Origin of the sequence: Mesorhizobium sp. L103C119B0 (assembly GCF_000502235.1) — a bacterium.
Classification (GTDB): domain Bacteria; phylum Pseudomonadota; class Alphaproteobacteria; order Rhizobiales; family Rhizobiaceae; genus Mesorhizobium.
Map to the genome: position 1 here is coordinate 458,351 of NZ_AYXE01000001.1, position 15,574 is coordinate 473,924.

General features: G+C 62.3%; 12 protein-coding genes and 2 pseudogenes. 4 read left to right on the plus strand and 10 right to left on the minus strand.

Going from position 1 to position 15,574, the window contains the following annotated elements; translation table 11 throughout:
* Positions 1-67: 67 nt before the first annotated feature.
* Positions 68-1,333 carry a family 1 glycosylhydrolase gene (locus tag X728_RS01000000166120; protein ID WP_348625620.1) on the plus strand — a complete coding sequence of 422 codons (1,266 nt, stop codon included), beginning with the start codon at positions 68-70 and terminating at the stop codon, positions 1,331-1,333.
* Positions 1,334-1,866: 533 nt separating this feature from the next.
* Positions 1,867-1,992 (plus strand): annotated as a pseudogene (locus X728_RS1000000168210) (MucR family transcriptional regulator); the annotation flags it as partial.
* A 172-nt stretch (positions 1,993-2,164) separates the two neighbouring features.
* On the opposite strand, the gene X728_RS164045 reads toward X728_RS1000000168210, so the two are convergent.
* The 7 genes and pseudogenes from X728_RS164045 to X728_RS164020 all read right to left on the minus strand — a co-directional run bounded on the left by X728_RS164045 (position 2,165) and on the right by X728_RS164020 (position 8,095).
* A complete protein-coding gene (locus X728_RS164045) occupies positions 2,165-2,713 on the minus strand; it encodes a hypothetical protein (protein ID WP_023830440.1) in 549 nt (182 codons plus the stop codon).
* A 234-nt stretch (positions 2,714-2,947) separates the two neighbouring features.
* A pseudogene (locus tag X728_RS1000000168215) lies at positions 2,948-3,172 on the minus strand (Arm DNA-binding domain-containing protein); the annotation flags it as partial.
* Positions 3,173-3,454: 282 nt separating this feature from the next.
* Positions 3,455-5,017, minus strand: coding sequence for a glutamine-hydrolyzing GMP synthase (guaA, locus tag X728_RS164040; RefSeq protein ID WP_023707954.1), 1,563 nt, complete (start codon positions 5,015-5,017; stop codon positions 3,455-3,457).
* Between the two features lie 55 nt (positions 5,018-5,072).
* The gene (locus X728_RS164035; protein ID WP_023745697.1) at positions 5,073-5,738 is read right to left on the minus strand and encodes a 5'-methylthioadenosine/S-adenosylhomocysteine nucleosidase; all 666 of its coding nucleotides are present in this window, start codon (positions 5,736-5,738) and stop codon (positions 5,073-5,075) included.
* Positions 5,738-6,196, minus strand: a complete 459-nt coding sequence (locus X728_RS164030; RefSeq protein WP_023686843.1) for a PaaI family thioesterase — start codon at positions 6,194-6,196, stop codon at positions 5,738-5,740. The genes X728_RS164035 and X728_RS164030 overlap by 1 nt, the downstream gene beginning before the upstream one ends.
* A gap of 84 nt (positions 6,197-6,280) precedes the next feature.
* On the minus strand, positions 6,281-6,721 hold the full coding sequence (locus X728_RS164025; protein ID WP_245261809.1) for a TspO/MBR family protein: 441 nt from the start codon (positions 6,719-6,721) through the stop codon (positions 6,281-6,283).
* 84 nt (positions 6,722-6,805) lie between these two features.
* The gene (locus X728_RS164020) at positions 6,806-8,095 is read right to left on the minus strand and encodes an RsmB/NOP family class I SAM-dependent RNA methyltransferase (protein ID WP_023701301.1); all 1,290 of its coding nucleotides are present in this window, start codon (positions 8,093-8,095) and stop codon (positions 6,806-6,808) included.
* 319 nt (positions 8,096-8,414) lie between these two features.
* On the opposite strand from X728_RS164020, the gene X728_RS164015 reads away from it, so the two are divergent.
* Positions 8,415-9,092 (plus strand): MIP family channel protein, encoded by a 678-nt coding sequence (locus X728_RS164015; RefSeq protein WP_023686840.1) that lies wholly within the window; start codon positions 8,415-8,417, stop codon positions 9,090-9,092.
* A 64-nt stretch (positions 9,093-9,156) separates the two neighbouring features.
* On the opposite strand, the gene katG is transcribed toward X728_RS164015, so the two are convergent.
* A complete protein-coding gene (gene katG, locus X728_RS164010; RefSeq protein WP_023667720.1) occupies positions 9,157-11,352 on the minus strand; it encodes a catalase/peroxidase HPI in 2,196 nt (731 codons plus the stop codon).
* A gap of 140 nt (positions 11,353-11,492) precedes the next feature.
* On the opposite strand from katG, the gene X728_RS164005 reads away from it, so the two are divergent.
* A complete protein-coding gene (locus tag X728_RS164005) occupies positions 11,493-12,401 on the plus strand; it encodes a hydrogen peroxide-inducible genes activator (RefSeq protein WP_023667719.1) in 909 nt (302 codons plus the stop codon).
* Between the two features lie 107 nt (positions 12,402-12,508).
* On the opposite strand, the gene X728_RS164000 is transcribed toward X728_RS164005, so the two are convergent.
* Positions 12,509-13,612: a calcium:proton antiporter gene (locus X728_RS164000; RefSeq protein ID WP_023701299.1), complete on the minus strand. Its 1,104-nt coding sequence runs from the start codon at positions 13,610-13,612 to the stop codon at positions 12,509-12,511.
* Between the two features lie 96 nt (positions 13,613-13,708).
* Positions 13,709-15,469: an AMP-binding protein gene (locus X728_RS163995; protein WP_023830441.1), complete on the minus strand. Its 1,761-nt coding sequence runs from the start codon at positions 15,467-15,469 to the stop codon at positions 13,709-13,711.
* Positions 15,470-15,574 lie beyond the last annotated feature (105 nt).

The following is a 15,574-nucleotide window of genomic DNA, read 5'->3' on the forward strand; positions in this document are numbered from 1 at the left end:
AGGAACTGCGTCGAGCACTGAACGTTTGACCAAGCGCGGGCATCTCCGCCTTGGCTAAGGACCATCAATGTTCACGTTCATGTTTGCCACCGGCATCGAGAACAGCACCCCCACCATTCGACAAGGCCGGGAGCGCGTCGACGAAATGGAAAAATGCCGCTTCTACGAACGATGGCGCACCGACTTCGAACTGGTCCAGGATCTCGGGGTGCATTTCCTCCGCTACGGACCTCCCATCCACAAAACATGGCTGGGTGACGGACGTTATGATTGGGCATTCGCCGATGAGACCTTCGCGGACCTGAAGGCGAAAGACATTCTTCCGATCGTCGACCTTTGCCATTTTGGCGTGCCGGACTGGATTGGCAACTTCCAGAACCCGGACTTTCCGACACTATTCGAGCACTACGCCAGGGATTTCGCGATGCGCTATCCGTGGATCCAGCTCTTCACCCCAATAAATGAGATGTTCATCTGCGCCACCTTTTCGGCCCGCTGGGGATGGTGGAACGAACAACTGAGCAGCGACACTGCTTTCGTCACCGCCCTCAAGCACATCGTGAAGGCGAACGTGCTTGCCATGCGGGCGATTCTCGAGGTGCGGCCGGACGCCATCTTCATTCAGAGCGAATCCTCGGAATACTTCCACGCCGATTCTCCCGAGGCGGTCGGCAGAGCGGAACGGTTCAACAGCGAGCGTTTCCTGTCGCTTGACCTCAACTACGGTCATGACGTCGACGCGCACACCTATCGCTATCTTCTCGAAAACGGGATGACGGCCGAAGAATACAGTTTCTTCCTGGAAAGCCATCTGCGCAGGCATTGCGTGATGGGCACCGACTATTACCAGACCAACGAACATCGGGTTTGGGCAGACGGAACGACGTCCGGGTCCGGCGAGGTGTTTGGCTATGACGAGATCACGCGGCAGTACTTCAACCGCTACCGGCTTCCCGTAATGCATACGGAGACCAACATCAGCGAAGGCCCCAATGGAGACGAGGCCGTCTATTGGCTGTGGAAAGAGTGGGCCAACGTGCTGCGGATCCGCAACGATGGCATCCCCATCGTAGGCTTCACCTGGTACTCGCTGACGGATCAGGTGGACTGGGACAGTGCGCTTCGGGAGAACAACGGACGGATCAATCCGCTCGGCCTCTATGACCTCGACCGAAATCCGAGGGCGGTGGGGCGCGCTTTCAAGGCGCTGATCGCGAACTGGAACAAGCTGTTGGCACACAAAGTGTCTGCCTTGCTTTGCCGGTCTTTCTTCCCTCACAGCAAGACGATGCCATTGTTCGCGCGCAACAGGATTATGCGCGCAGCCTGCTGAGCGTGGATCGGGTCGCTGAAGGCTGGACTGAACCACTTGCTGCTCCCCAGAAAGAGGTCGAACCCGATGCGCCTGGATAACAAGACTGCATTGTAACCGTTGCTGCAAGCGGCATTGACTGGCCATCGCCATGCGGTTGGGCACCGAAGGTGCACGGGTGAGCCGACGTGGGTGGAGGCAAGGTCGAGAAGGCGCGCATCGGTTCGACAAGGGGCGCGCCGGGGAGGCCGCTATCACGGTGCTGTCGACTTGCGCTCACGCGTTCGGCAGGTTGGTAATAATCGTCAACAACGCGCCGGCCTGATAATCTTTAACCATTGAGGCATTCACTAGAGCGGGCTGGCTGAAGGTGCTGAGCGTCGACCTGCTGGGAGCAATTTATTTCGCCGGAAAGGCATTCGCTCATATGACATCTGGGGGGCGTCATCGTAAAACATATTGAGTGTGCGCGGTCGAGACGAGCTCCGCATGTCGAGCTATACGCCGCGGCAAAGGCCACCCTCCTGTCTCTAACCGAGACCCGACGCAGTTCGCACCTTGGCCGACTGGGCATGAATCCGGACGATTACCGAACCAAATGGAACCTGCCTCGCAATTACCCGATGGTGGCACCCAACTATTCGGGAAGCGTTCCGCATATCGCCTCTAACACCCAGTAGCGGACAGCTCTCGCCTGAGGCGTCAGTCGTCGTTGAAGCGCTCCGGCATCGCATTCGAGGCCAAGGCTGGTGCACAAGGATCATGACATCGAATTCCACTCTTTACAGGAACAAGTGCCTTTCCTCGGGATTAGGATTCGACGCCGCAACGGCGTCGAACCCCAAAGGAGACTCACATGAAACGTAAGATTTTGACAGCTACAGCGATCTCTCTCTGTCTCGCCACCGCGGCCTTGGCGCAGTCGTCGGGAACATCCAGCGGCACGAACGGAACGTCCGGCTCATCGGCCGGGTCCAGTATGAGCTCTACGTCCGGCTCCGGCCAAAGCGGTATCCCGAGCGGCTGGGACAGCAAGCTCTCCGGCTCATTCTTCAGCGACGCCAATTCGGGAAGACTTCTGTCGCAGGATGAGATCCGCAAGAACTGGTCGTCCCTGAGCTCTGAACAGCAGGCACAGGTTCGCTCCGACTGCTCGAGGATGACGGCCAGTAACGGCACTGGCTCTGGCACAATGGCCGGCACGTCAGGTAGCTCGGCTTCGACCGGCAGTGATACAACGGCGAGTATCGGCACCGGCTCTGGCACAGCCACCGGCACTTCAGGCAGCTCTGGTTCGACCGGCAGTAACACCACGGCCAGCAACAGCACTGGTTCGGGTACAACCACCGGCACGTCGGGATCCTCGAATACAGCTGGCGATACGACCGCCAGCACCAGCACGGGTTCGGGCGCGAACTCGGCTGCTCAAATGGCTTCGATGCGGCAACTCTGCACTCAGGTTCAAGGGATGTGAGTGAATGCGGCGCTCCGGGCCGGCTTGGCCGGAATAAGAAGAGGCCTTGGAGGCCCGGGCATCGCTTTGGTTTGGTAGCCATTTCGGCGCTGAAGTCGGCCGGAGACCGGGGTGACAACTCGGCGCTTGTCGCGCTGCTTTTCTATCGCCGGCGACCGTCACTCGCCAATAGCGCGCTTCGCGTCGAGACACTTCTCCCGGCTGAGGCAAGCGAGATTCCGTCCCGTCCATACCTGCCAAGATAGACCGTCTCGCGGCCTCCGTTGAGCCTGTAATCCAGCCGAAAGGAGATCGCGCCACTGGGCATGACGCGAACATACATGCCGTCGCAATCTTGTAGATGTTCTCTTTTGGTTCAGGGCTTTAAGGGCGACGTCCGTCAGCATTCCCCGCTACCTCCTGAAAAGTACCGTCAGTACAATTTCGAGGCTCTTCGGCAGAAATTTTGTTTTATCTTCAATTCCTTAAGGCATAAAAAAATACCGTCAGAGCCTCATTGGATCTGACGGTACTTCGAAAAATCTGAGCTACCAATATGCGGAAGGTCCCTCAGCCGGTCCGTCAATCCAATCTCTGCGCACCGATTGTCGCCGAATGGGTTTATATGTGTTGTCAAATAGTTATGGCGTACAATGGCGTGTTTTCGGCGGCGTTTGAGTGGGCCTGAATCACTCCCACTCGATGGTGCCTGGCGGCTTTGACGTCACGTCGTAGACGACGCGGTTGATGCCGCGGACTTCGTTGATGATGCGGGTGGCCGCCGCGCCGAGGAAAGCCATGTCGTAGTGGTAGAAGTCGGCGGTCATGCCGTCGACGGACGTCACGGCGCGCAGGGCGCAGACGAATTCGTAGGTGCGGCCGTCGCCCATCACACCGACGGTCTGCACCGGAAGCAGCACGGCGAAAGCCTGCCAGATGGCGTCGTAGAGGCCGGCCTTGCGGATCTCGTCGAGATAGATGGCGTCGGCCTCGCGCAGGATTTCGAGCTTTTCGCGGGTGATACCGCCGGGGCAGCGGATGGCAAGGCCTGGTCCAGGGAACGGATGGCGGCCAATAAAACTTTCGGGCAGGCCGAGTTCCTTGCCCAGTGCCCTCACCTCGTCCTTGAACAGTTCGCGCAGCGGCTCGACCAGCTGCATGTTCATGCGCGCCGGCAGGCCGCCGACATTGTGGTGCGACTTGATGGTCACCGACGGGCCGCCGGTGAAGGAGACGCTCTCGATGACGTCGGGATAGAGCGTGCCTTGCGCCAGGAAATCGGCGCCGCCGAGTTTCTTGGCCTCTTCCTCGAACACTTCGATGAACAGCCGGCCGATGGTCTTGCGCTTCTTCTCGGGGTCGGACTCGCCTTCCAGCGCCGAGATGAATTTTTCCGACGCGTCGACCAGGATCAGCGGCAGATTGTAGTGCTGGCGGAACATCGCCACCACGCCGGCGGCCTCGTCCTTGCGCATCAGGCCATGGTCGACAAGAATGCAGGTCAGCTGGTCGCCGACCGCTTCGTGGATCAAAAGTGCGGCGACCGATGAATCCACGCCGCCCGACAGCGCGCAGATCACCTTGCCCTTGCCGACCTGTTTGCGAATTGTCTCGACCGCATGCTCGCGATAGGCGCGCATCGTCCAGTCGCCTTCGATGCCGGCGATGTTGTGCACGAAGTTTCTCAGCAGCCTGGCGCCATCCGGCGTATGCACAACTTCCGGGTGGAACATGATGCCGTACATCTTGCGCGCGACGTTGCCGAAGATGGCGAAAGGCGAGCCTTCCGACTTGCCGAAGACTTCGAACCCCTTGGGCAGCGAGATGACGCGGTCGCCATGGCTCATCCACACCTGGTGGCGCTGGCCTGGCGCCCACAGGCCCTCGAACAGCGGGCTGTCCTTTTCGATCTCGACGAAGGCGCGGCCGAATTCGCGATGGTTCGAGCTTTCGGCGACGCCGCCCATCTGCACGCAAATGGCCATCTGGCCGTAGCAGATACCGAGCACAGGTACGCCGGCATCGAAGACGATCTGCGGCGCGCGCGGGCTGCCGATGTCCGATGTCGAGGCGGGACCGCCCGACAGGATCACGGCTTTCGGATTGATGCGCTTGAAGGCAGCTTCGGCCGATTGGAACGGCACGATCTCGGAAAACACGCCAGCCTCGCGGATGCGGCGGGCGATGAGTTGCGTAAACTGGCTGCCGAAATCGACAATCAGGACTGTATCGGGATGATTGGCTGTCGTCATGGCGAGCCTTTAGAGAAAGAAACGAGTCGGCGCAATGGGGTGCGCAACCCGACTTTCAGAGCGGCGCCGACTCTTGCCCAGGCTGCTCCTTGTGTAGCGTGCCGGAGCCGATGGCCTGTTCGAGCCGAGCGACCGCATCCGCCAGCTTCTCGTCGATGACATGCAGATATTCGGTCCAGTCGCCAACGTGGCGCAGATCGGCTGCACCGTCTGAAATGCCGCGCAGGCCGATAAGCGGGACATCGAACAACTGGCAGGCGCGCAGGCAGGCGAAGGTTTCCATGTCGACCATATCGGCGGCGATGGCGTCGTAGGCGGCGCCGGTGATGATGGCGCCGCCGGTCGACAGGCTGGCTTCTTTAATGCCCGGTATCCTGAATGATAGCGGGACGGTCACCGGCAGGTCGAGGAACGGCGTCGCGCCTTTTTCGAAGCCTAGCGGCGAAGCGTCGATGTCGCGATAGCTGACCGAGACCGCCTGGTAGATTTCCGTCTGCTCCAGTGTGCGGCTGCCGGCGGAGCCGAGCGAGACGACGAGATCGGGCAACGCCTTCTCGGATTTCAGCCATGACAGTTCGGCGCCGAGCCGCACACCTGCCTCTACCGGGCCGACGCCCGTCATCAGCGGCGTGAACAGTTTTTGCAGATGCGGACCGTACTCGGCCTGCGCCGCCATGACGAAGAGGACGTCCTTGCCACCAATTCGCGTAATTTTGGCCATCAGCCTGCTATCCCGTCACGGCCAACCACCGTCATCATCGTGCCGGTCATGGTCGCGATCAGCTTGGCCTCGCCATCGGCGGCAAAGGCGTAGGCCTGGCCGTCGGCGACGATGATGGTGCGGCCGGGCTTGGTCACCGAGCCGCGGAACAGGAAGCGTTCGCCCCGGCCGGGCGCCAGGAGATTGACCTTGAACTCGATGGTCAGCACGCCGGAATTTTCCGGCATCAGCGAGAACGCGGCGTAGCCGCAAGCCGAGTCCAGTGCGGTCGAAATCACGCCGGCATGCAGGAAACCATGCTGCTGCGTGAGTGCGGCCGAATAGGGCATTTCGATCTCGATGATGCCCGGCGTCACAAGGGTCAGCTCGGCGCCAATGGTCGCCATCGCCTGCTGGCGGGCGAACGACGCCCTGACGCGGTCCTCATAATCGGGTGCGGGTACGATCTTTGCTGCCATGGCCATCGCCCTGATTTATCTGCAAAGCTTATCGCAGACGCCTGAACGCCACGCAAATGCTTTTGCTGCACTGCAGCAAAGCACTCAGTTCAACAGGAGCAGCGACGCATTGAGCAAGGTGGCGAAGGCCACCCATAGGGAATAGGGCGCAAACAGCCAGCCGGAAACCCGATCGCGGTTCCACACCGTGGCTATGAACAGCGCAATGCTGGCGAGAAGAGCCAGGATCACGACCAGTGCCGGCCCCACCAGTTTGGCGCCGAAGAAAGTCGGCGACCAGGCGAAGTTCAGAACAAGCTGGAGGGCCCAGATCTTCATCGCGGCGCCTGCTCGTTCCCGCTCCCATGTCCGCCAGCCGGCTACGGCGATCAGGACATAAAGGAGCGTCCAGGCCGGCGCGAAGACCCAGTTGGGCGGGTTGAAGGGCGGCTTGGCGAGCGAGGCATACCATTCACCCGGCAACGTCGCATAGCCGATCAACAGGCCGCCGCCGAGCACCAGAATGAGGAAAAGCAGAGGCGACACATATCTTTGCAAGAATTCTACCCCGTCTGGCGGCCGACGCCGCGCATCTGCAACTGGCGCTATGTCAGCCTGTCAATCGCAGCGTCAATTCGCCCGACGCAGCGCACAGAAATGGAACCCGTCGGTGCCGCTGAGCGCCGGCGACAGCGAGATATCGCTTGTCTTGCCGATCCGGGCGGCCGCTGCGTGGCCGGGGAAGCTGGCATCCCAGAGCGCGCGATGATCGACCGGGACAAAGCCCTTGTGCCGCTCGCGGAAGGCAGCGATCTGCTCGCCATTCTCCTCGTCGAACACCGAACAGGTGATGTAGACCAGCAGGCCGCCCGGTTTGACATAGGCCTTGGCCGCGTCGAGGATCGCCGACTGCTCGCCCTTGCGGGCATCGAGCTGTCTTTGCGTCAGCCGCCATTTGGCGTCGGGACGGCGCCGCCAGGTGCCGCTGCCGGTGCAGGGCGCATCGACCAGCACAATGTCCATATGGCCCACGAGGGGGCTGAGTTCAGCCGGCTTGGTGACGACCTGCACGTTGCGGTTTTCCGAACGGCGGAGGCGGTCGAAGATCGGCGCCAGTCGCGCCTTTTCGGCATCATGGGCGAAGACCTGGCCTTTGTTGGCCATCGCCGCAGACAGCGCCAGCGTCTTGCCGCCGGCGCCGGCGCAGAAGTCGAGCACCTGCATGCCGGCCTGCGCGCCGGCAAGGGCGGCAACGATCTGCGAACCCTCGTCCTGGACCTCGAACCAGCCTTTCTGGAAGGCCGGCTCGGCCTGTACGTTCGGGTGCCTGCCGTCGCCGTCGATGGGCGGGATGCGAATGCCTTGCGGCGCGATAGCAGCCGGTTTGGCGCCAGTGTCGGCGAGTTCGGCCAGCACTTTGGCGCGGTCGGATTGCAGCGTATTGACCCTGATGTCGAGCGGCGGGCGGGTCGCCAAAGCCGCCCCTTCCGCAACCCAGTCTGCGCCAAAGGATCGTTCGAAGAGCGGCGCGCACCAGTCGGGTATGTCCGCCCGCACCGCCTCCGGCGCGTCTTCAGGCCGGCGCTCGGCCAGCGCCTGCAACTCGGCGGCGCTGAGCAGCGGCGGCGCGAACTTGTCACCCTGGAGCGCATCGTTGAGCGATTGCGGCGTCTGGCCCCATTCGATGAGCAGCGCGCCGAAGCCGATGGTGCGGGGCGTGTCTTCACCTAAAAGCCAGCCGGCGGAACGTTTGTGGCGCAGCGCGTCGTAGACGATGTTGCCGATCGCCGCGCGGTCGCCGCCGCCCGCAAAGCGATGCGACAGGCCCCAATCTTTCAGCGCATCGGCCACCGGCCGGTGGCGCCGGCCAATGTCGTCCAGCACTTCAATGGCTGCCGCCAGCCGTCCGCCCAGTCGCATTCGTCATTCCATCTATCGAGCACAGTATCTTTCGGCCTGCTCTTAGAGCGTTTCGCGTCGAGATTGAACCCCGCTTGAATTTCGCGGCGACGAGGCCTTCCGCTCGCGGCCGACGATTTTCCCCGCCGGCAAATGTCCGCCCGCCGGCGATAACAAATCTCAAATATATGCAAGGTCTCTAATGTTGGTAACTGGCCGCCGTAAGCACGATCTGTGGCGCAATTGCTCTGCTTTCCAAGCTTTTGCGTTGGGAATACTCTTTGCGCCATGATTCGCGGCGCGGAAAAGCGGACCGACGGATCGATACGAGGAGAGGGCAATGAAAACGTATCTTGCGGAAGTTCTAGGGACATTTCTATTGGTGTTTATCGGCACGGCGTCGGTGGCGACGGGTGGCTTTCTCGCCGACTTGCCGCTGGGCCAGGAAGCCATCGGCCTGGCGTTCGGCATCGGCCTGATTGCGGCGGCTTACGCGGTGGGTCCCATCTCAGGCGCACATCTCAACCCGGCCGTCACGCTCGGCGTCTTCCTTGCCGGCCGGCTGCCGGCCAAGGGTGTGATTCCTTACTGGATCGCGCAGATCATCGGCGCCATTCTGGCCTCGCTGGCGCTGTGGATCATCGTCTCCGGCCAGACCGGCGGGCACACCACCGGTTTCGGCGCCAATGGCTGGGACGTGGCGAAATGGGGGACGAGTTCGGCCTTCCTGTGGGAGCTGATCGGCACCTTCACCTTCGTCACCGTCATCCTCGGCGTCACCGCCGAGAAGCACTCGACGGCGTTCGCCGGCCTGGTCATCGGCCTGACGCTGGCCGGACTGCACTTCGCAATGATCCCGGTGACCGGCACCTCGCTCAATCCGGCGCGTTCGATCGGCCCGGCGCTGTTTACCGGTGCCGCAGCCCTCAGCCAGCTCTGGCTGTTCATCGTTGCGCCGCTGATCGGCGGCGCAATCGCTGGCGTCGTCGCCAAGGCACGCATCTTCGAAAAGGACTGATTTCGAAGCCTGCGAAAACGAAGGGCGCGGGCCTCGGCCCGCGCCCTTCGTTTGGGAGGTTGTATCAGGCAGCGATGTCGAAACGGTCGGCGTTCATCACCTTGGTCCACGCCTTGACGAAATCGCCAACGAATTTCTGCCCGGCATCCGCCGACCCGTAGACCTCGGCCAGCGCGCGCAGCTGCGCATGCGAGCCGAAGATCAGGTCGGCGCGTGTGGCGGTCCACCTGACTGCCCTGGTCTTGCGGTCGCGTGCTTCATAGACCTCATGCGAGCCCGGCTCGGAGGCCGGATCCCAGATGGTGCTCATCGAGAGCAGGTTGACGAAGAAGTCGTTCGTCAGCGTGCCCGGCCTGTCGGTCAACACACCATGCTTCGAGCCGCCGGTGTTGGCGCCGAGCACGCGCAGGCCACCAACCAGCACCGTCATCTCCGGCGCCGTCAGGTTGAGCAGTTGCGCCCGGTCGACCAGCATGGCTTCGACCGACATCGGCGGTTTGCCCCTGACATAGTTGCGGAAGCCGTCAATTTTCGGCTCGAGCGCCGCAAAGGAATGGACGTCGGTCTGCGCCTGCGAGGCGTCGGTGCGGCCGGGCGTGAAGGGAACCTTCACCGCATTGCCGCCATCCTGCGCCGCTTTCTCGACCGCGGCGACGCCGCCGAGCACGATGAGGTCGGCCAGCGAGACCTTCTTGCCGCCTGCGTTGAACTCGTTCTGGATGGCTTCGAGCTTCGCCAGCACGGTGGCCAGTTCGACAGGCTGGTTGACCTCCCAGTCCTTCTGCGGCGCCAGACGAATGCGCGCGCCATTGGCGCCGCCGCGCTTGTCGGAGTTGCGGAAGGTCGAGGCCGAGGCCCAGGCGGTCGAGACCAATTGCGAAACGCTGAGGTCCGAAGCCAGGATCTTGGCCTTCAGCAATGCGATATCCTGGTCGCTGACCAGCTCATGGTCGACGGCCGGAACCGGATCCTGCCAGATCAGCTCTTCCTTCGGCACCAGCGGGCCGAGATACCGCACGACCGGCCCCATGTCGCGATGGGTGAGCTTGTACCAGGCACGGGCGAAGGCATCGGCGAACTGCTCCGGATGCTCGTGGAAGCGGCGCGAGATCTTCTCATAGGCCGGGTCGGCCCGCAGCGCGAGGTCGGTGGTCAGCATTGCCGGCGCATGACGCTTCGAGGGATTGTGCGCGTCCGGCACCGTAGCCGCGCCAGAGCCGCCCTTCGGCGTCCACTGATGGGCCCCGGCCGGGCTCTTGGTCAGCTCCCATTCGAAGTTGAAGAGATTGTCGAAGAAGTTGTTGCTCCACTTGGTCGGCGTCGTCGTCCAGGTAACTTCGAGGCCGGACGTGATCGCATCGCCGGCAATGCCGGTGGCATGCTTGCTCGACCAGCCGAGGCCCTGCGCCTCGATGCCCGCGCCTTCCGGCTCGGCGCCGACCAGTGTTGCATCACCGGCGCCATGGGTCTTGCCGAAGGTGTGGCCGCCGGCGATCAGCGCCACGGTTTCCTCATCGTTCATTGCCATGCGTCCGAAGGTCTCGCGGATGTCGCGGGCCGAGGCCAGCGGATCCGGCTTGCCGTTCGGCCCTTCCGGGTTGACGTAGATCAGGCCCATCTGCACCGCGCCGAGATGGCCGTGCAACTCACGGTCGCCGGAATAGCGCTTGTCGTCGAGCCACTTGGTTTCCGAACCCCAGTCGACATCCTGCTCGGGCTCCCAGACATCGGCGCGGCCACCGGCAAAGCCAAAGGTCTTGAAGCCCATCGATTCCAGCGCAACGTTGCCGGTGAGAATCAACAGGTCGGCCCAGGAGATCTTGCGGCCGTATTTCTGCTTGACCGGCCACAGCAGCCGGCGCGCCTTGTCGAGATTGGCGTTGTCCGGCCAACTGTTCAGCGGCGCGAAACGCTGCTGGCCCGCACCGGCGCCACCCCGGCCGTCGCCGATGCGATAGGTGCCGGCGCTGTGCCAGGCCATGCGGATGAACAGCGGCCCGTAATGGCCGAAATCGGCCGGCCACCAATCCTGCGAATCCGTCATCACCTTGTGCAAATCCTCGATCACCGCGTCGAGGTCGAGCGTCTTGAACTCCGCGGCGTAGTCGAAAGCTTCGCCCATCGGGTCCGAAAGGCTCGACTGCTGGTGGAGAACGCCGATGTCGAGCTGGTTCGGCCACCAGTCGCGGTTGGTCCTGGCGGAGGTTCCATGCGCGACCGGGCATTTGCCGGCGCTGTTGTCGTCGGTCATCGCGTCCATCTTGGCCTCCGAATTGCTGATTTATGTGTTGTTTTTTCCGGGCCGGCCGGGAGCCGCGCCACTCTGGAATGGTTCCAGACTAAGCCGTCTCTTCGATAAAAACAAATTGCCTTTCCTGTTTGTTGCGATAGGCTTTCCTTATGATTGGCTTGACCGTGCGGCAGATGCAATATTTCGAGGCTTTGGCGCAAACGCTGCATTTCGGCCGCGCCGCAAAACTCGCCGGCGTCAGCCAGCCGGCGCTGTCCGCGCAAATCGCCGAGATGGAGCAAAGGCTGAACTGCCGGCTGTTCGAGCGCGGCGGCAAGACGGTGCGGATGACGGAAGAGGCGCAAGCGCTGCTGCCACGCATCGAGCGCATCCTGCGCGACATCAGTGATGTCGAGACGACGGCCCGGCGCGGCCGCCCGGCCATGGAAGGCCGCTTCCGGCTGGGCATCATCCCGACCGTGGCGCCGTATCTTTTGCCGCATGTGCTCCCGGAGCTGAAGCGGCATTTTCCGTCCCTGCAGCTCGAACTGCGCGAAGCAGTGACGGCATCACTGGTCGAGGACACGGCAACCGGACGGCTCGACGCCTTCATCGCCGCGCTGCCGCTCGAGCAGCCGGGCCTGGTCACCGAGGAACTGTTCGCCGACCGCTTCTTCCTCGCCGTGCCAGCCGGAGATCCAGCCTTCGCCTCGCCACCGGTGCCGCCGGAAAGCCCGGCGCTGGAGCGGTTGATGCTTTTGGAGGAAGGCCACTGCCTGCGCGAACAGGCGCTGGCCCTGTGCGGCAGCGTGCGTCCCGTAGCGATGGCAAGCTACGGCGCCACCAGCCTGACGACGCTGCTGCAGATGGTGGCGCATGGTCTCGGCGTCACGCTCATCCCCGAAATGGCGGCAAGGCCGGCCAGCGCCATGCCGGACCTCAAGATCGTGCCGTTCCAGGAGCCAATGCCGCAACGCACGATCTGCCTCGCCTGGCGCCGCAACAAGGTGCGGCATGATGAATGCGTCGAGTTGGCGAAGATCATTCGGGGGTTGGATGCGGCGGTGCTGGGGGTGTGAGTCGTTTGGGTCTTGGATGTCGCCTTGGGAACCCCGAAAAGAAACTCAAATCAGGCGCGTTCGCGAATACCCGCATTGATGGCTGGTCGCCAGACCGCACCAAAGCCTCAAGGGATAAATACCAGAAAAACATACGTAAAAAATACAACGGCATGGACGATTCCGGTCAGGAAGGTCGTCCTTTCGTTGCTAAAGCTTACGCCGCATATGAAAAGCGCTAAAACCAAAAGTACTGCGTCAGCTTCCGGGAGCCCCAGGGTCAACCCTCGTCCCGTAAGCAGGCTGGCTGCTGCGACCGCAGGTATCGTCAAACCAATCGTGGCGCAAGCCGAACCCATTGCGACATTCAGGCCGCGCTGCAGCTCATTGTTGAGTGAAGCGCGAACCGCCGAAATGGCTTCCGGCATCAAAACCAGACCCGCGATCATTGCCCCCACAATGCTGTCAGCCTGGGTCACCTGGTAAGCAACGAGCGCATTTTCAACACTTGCGGCAACCTGCTCGGCGAGCATGACAATTCCGATCAGTCCGATTGCCAGGAGCAGAGCGCTGGAATAGATGCTTTTGTGAGGGGCGGTTCGCGCCGAAAGGTCGTGTGCCAGTCCTTCGATGAAGTCGTCCCGGTGCCGGACGGTTTGCGCGAACACAAAACTTGCATAGAGCAGCACGGAAAGTACGCTCACAAGGCCAAGCTGAGCTGCCGAAAATGTGCCGGGATCGGTGGTCCGCGTGTAGGTCGGCAGGATAAGCGTCATGACGGTCAGTGCGGCCAGAACCGCCAGATATGCGCTTGTCCCTTGCCGGACAATTGCCTGCTTGCGATGACGCCAGCCGCCAAACGTGAGACACGTCCCCACAACGCCGGTGGAGGCAATCATCACCGTCGAGAAGACGGACTCACGTGCAAGCGTGGGGTTGTTCTCTCCATGCAGCATCATGGAAACGATGATCGACACCTCGATTGCCGTTACGGCAAAAGTCAGCACCAATGTGCCGTAGGGTTCCCCCACACGGTGGGCCACCGCCTCGGCGTGATCGAGCACCACGAAAATAGTGATGAACATGATCGCACTCGAGAGCGCTCCGACGAGAATCCTGACGCTCGGCGAACCTTCGTCCACCGGTAGCCCGCTGGCTCTGACCGCAACGGCCAGTGCCAGCGCGGCCAAAGGCATCGCATAGGAAGTCGCTGATCGTGCGAAACCAGTCATTCAAGCCCCAATGCGTTCGGCGAACCTTGCGGAAGCCTGTCGAGCACCCCAGTGTCGTTTCGAAGCCGGGCAGTCCCGTCCCCCGGCGTTCAACCCTCAAGCCGTCTTCTGCACCACCAGCCCCAGTTCCTCCACCATCGCCTCGCGCATCAGAAACTTCTGCGGTTTTCCCGTCACCGTCATCGGCAGTTCGGTGCGGAAGCGGATGTAGCGGGGGATTTTGTAGTGGGCGATCTGGCCGGCGCAGAAATTCTTGATCTCCTGCTCGGTGGCGATCTGGTTGGGCTTCAGCACGATCCAGGCGCACAGCTCCTCGCCATATTTGGCGTCGGGAATACCGAACACCTGCACCTCCTTGACCTTGGGATGGCGGTAGAGGAATTCCTCGACCTCTCTGGGATAGACGTTTTCGCCGCCGCGGATGGCCATGTCCTTGACCCGGCCGACGATGTTGCAATAGCCCTCGGCGTCGATCGTGGCGAGGTCGCCGGTGTGCATCCAGCCATCGCTGTCGATCGCCTCGCGGGTCTTTTCCGCATCGTCCCAATAACCCTTCATCACGGAATAGCCGCGGGTGCACAGCTCGCCCGGCGCGCCGACCGCGACGGTGGCGCCGTCGGCGTCGATGGCCTTGACCTCGACATGCGGATGGATGCGGCCGACGGTGGAGACGCGCTTTTCCAGCGGGTCGTCGACACTGCTCTGGAACGACACCGGACTGGTCTCGGTCATGCCATAGGCGATGGTCACCTCTTCCATATGCATCAGCGACACCACCTTCTTCATCACCTCGATCGGGCATGGTGAGCCCGCCATGATGCCGGTGCGCAGGCTGGAGAGATCGAAGCTGGCGAAATCCGCATGGTCGAGCATGGCGACGAACATGGTCGGTACGCCGTAGAGGCCGGTGCAGCGTTCCTGCGCCACCGCTTTCAGCGTCGCGCCGGCGTCAAAACCCTCGCCCGGGAAGACCATGGTCGCGCCCTTTGAGACGCAGCCCATCGTGCCCATCGACATGCCGAAGCAGTGGTAGAGCGGCACCGGGATGCAGAGCCGGTCGTCGACGGTGAGCTTGATCGCAGCGGTGACGAAATTACCGTTATTGACGATGTTGGTGTGGGTCAGCGTCGCGCCCTTGGGCGCGCCCGTCGTGCCTGATGTGAACTGGATGTTGATGGCCTCGCCCGGCTTCAGCCCTTCGGAGATGCGGTCGAGGCTGTCATGCTCGTCGCGGCCGGCCATCGACAGCACATCGGCGAAATTGAACATGCCGGGCGAGTTGTCGTCGCCCATGCGGATGACGATCTTCAGCGCCGGCAATTTCTGCGCCTTGAGCTTGCCGGGGGTGGCCTTGGCGAGCTCCGGCGCCAGCGTCTCGATCATGCCGAGATAGTCGGAGGTCTTGAAACTGGCGGCGGTGACCAGCGCCTTGCAGCCGACCTTGTTGAGGGCATATTCCAGCTCCGTCAGCCGGTAGGCCGGGTTGATGTTGACCAGGATCAGGCCGATGCGAGCGGTGGCGAATTGGGTGACCAGCCATTCCCAGCGGTTGGGCGACCAGATGCCGACACGGTCGCCTTTTTCGAGGCCGAGCGCCAGGAAGCCGGCGGCGAGCGTATCGACCGTGTCCGACAATTCGCTCCAGGTGAAGCGCTTGTCCTGTCCGACGAAGACGGCAGCATCCTGCGTGGCGTATCTGCCGACCGTGCCGGAGAAAAGCTGAGGGATCGTCTTGTCGAGCAGCGGCACCGAACGGTCGCCGGAGACATGCGCGCGGCCGTCGAGCGGGGCGATGAACGCCCTGCCGCGCCCGCGCAGATTGGTGGCGTTCTTGAGCTCGTCGAGATTGATCGCCATCGCCGTTTCCTCCCGGAATATGGCGAGCCTATCAGCCTGAGTGGGTGGTGGAAAGTACAGGCGGTTCCCCTCCCCTCGAGGGGAGGGTGCCTCGCGAAGCGAGGC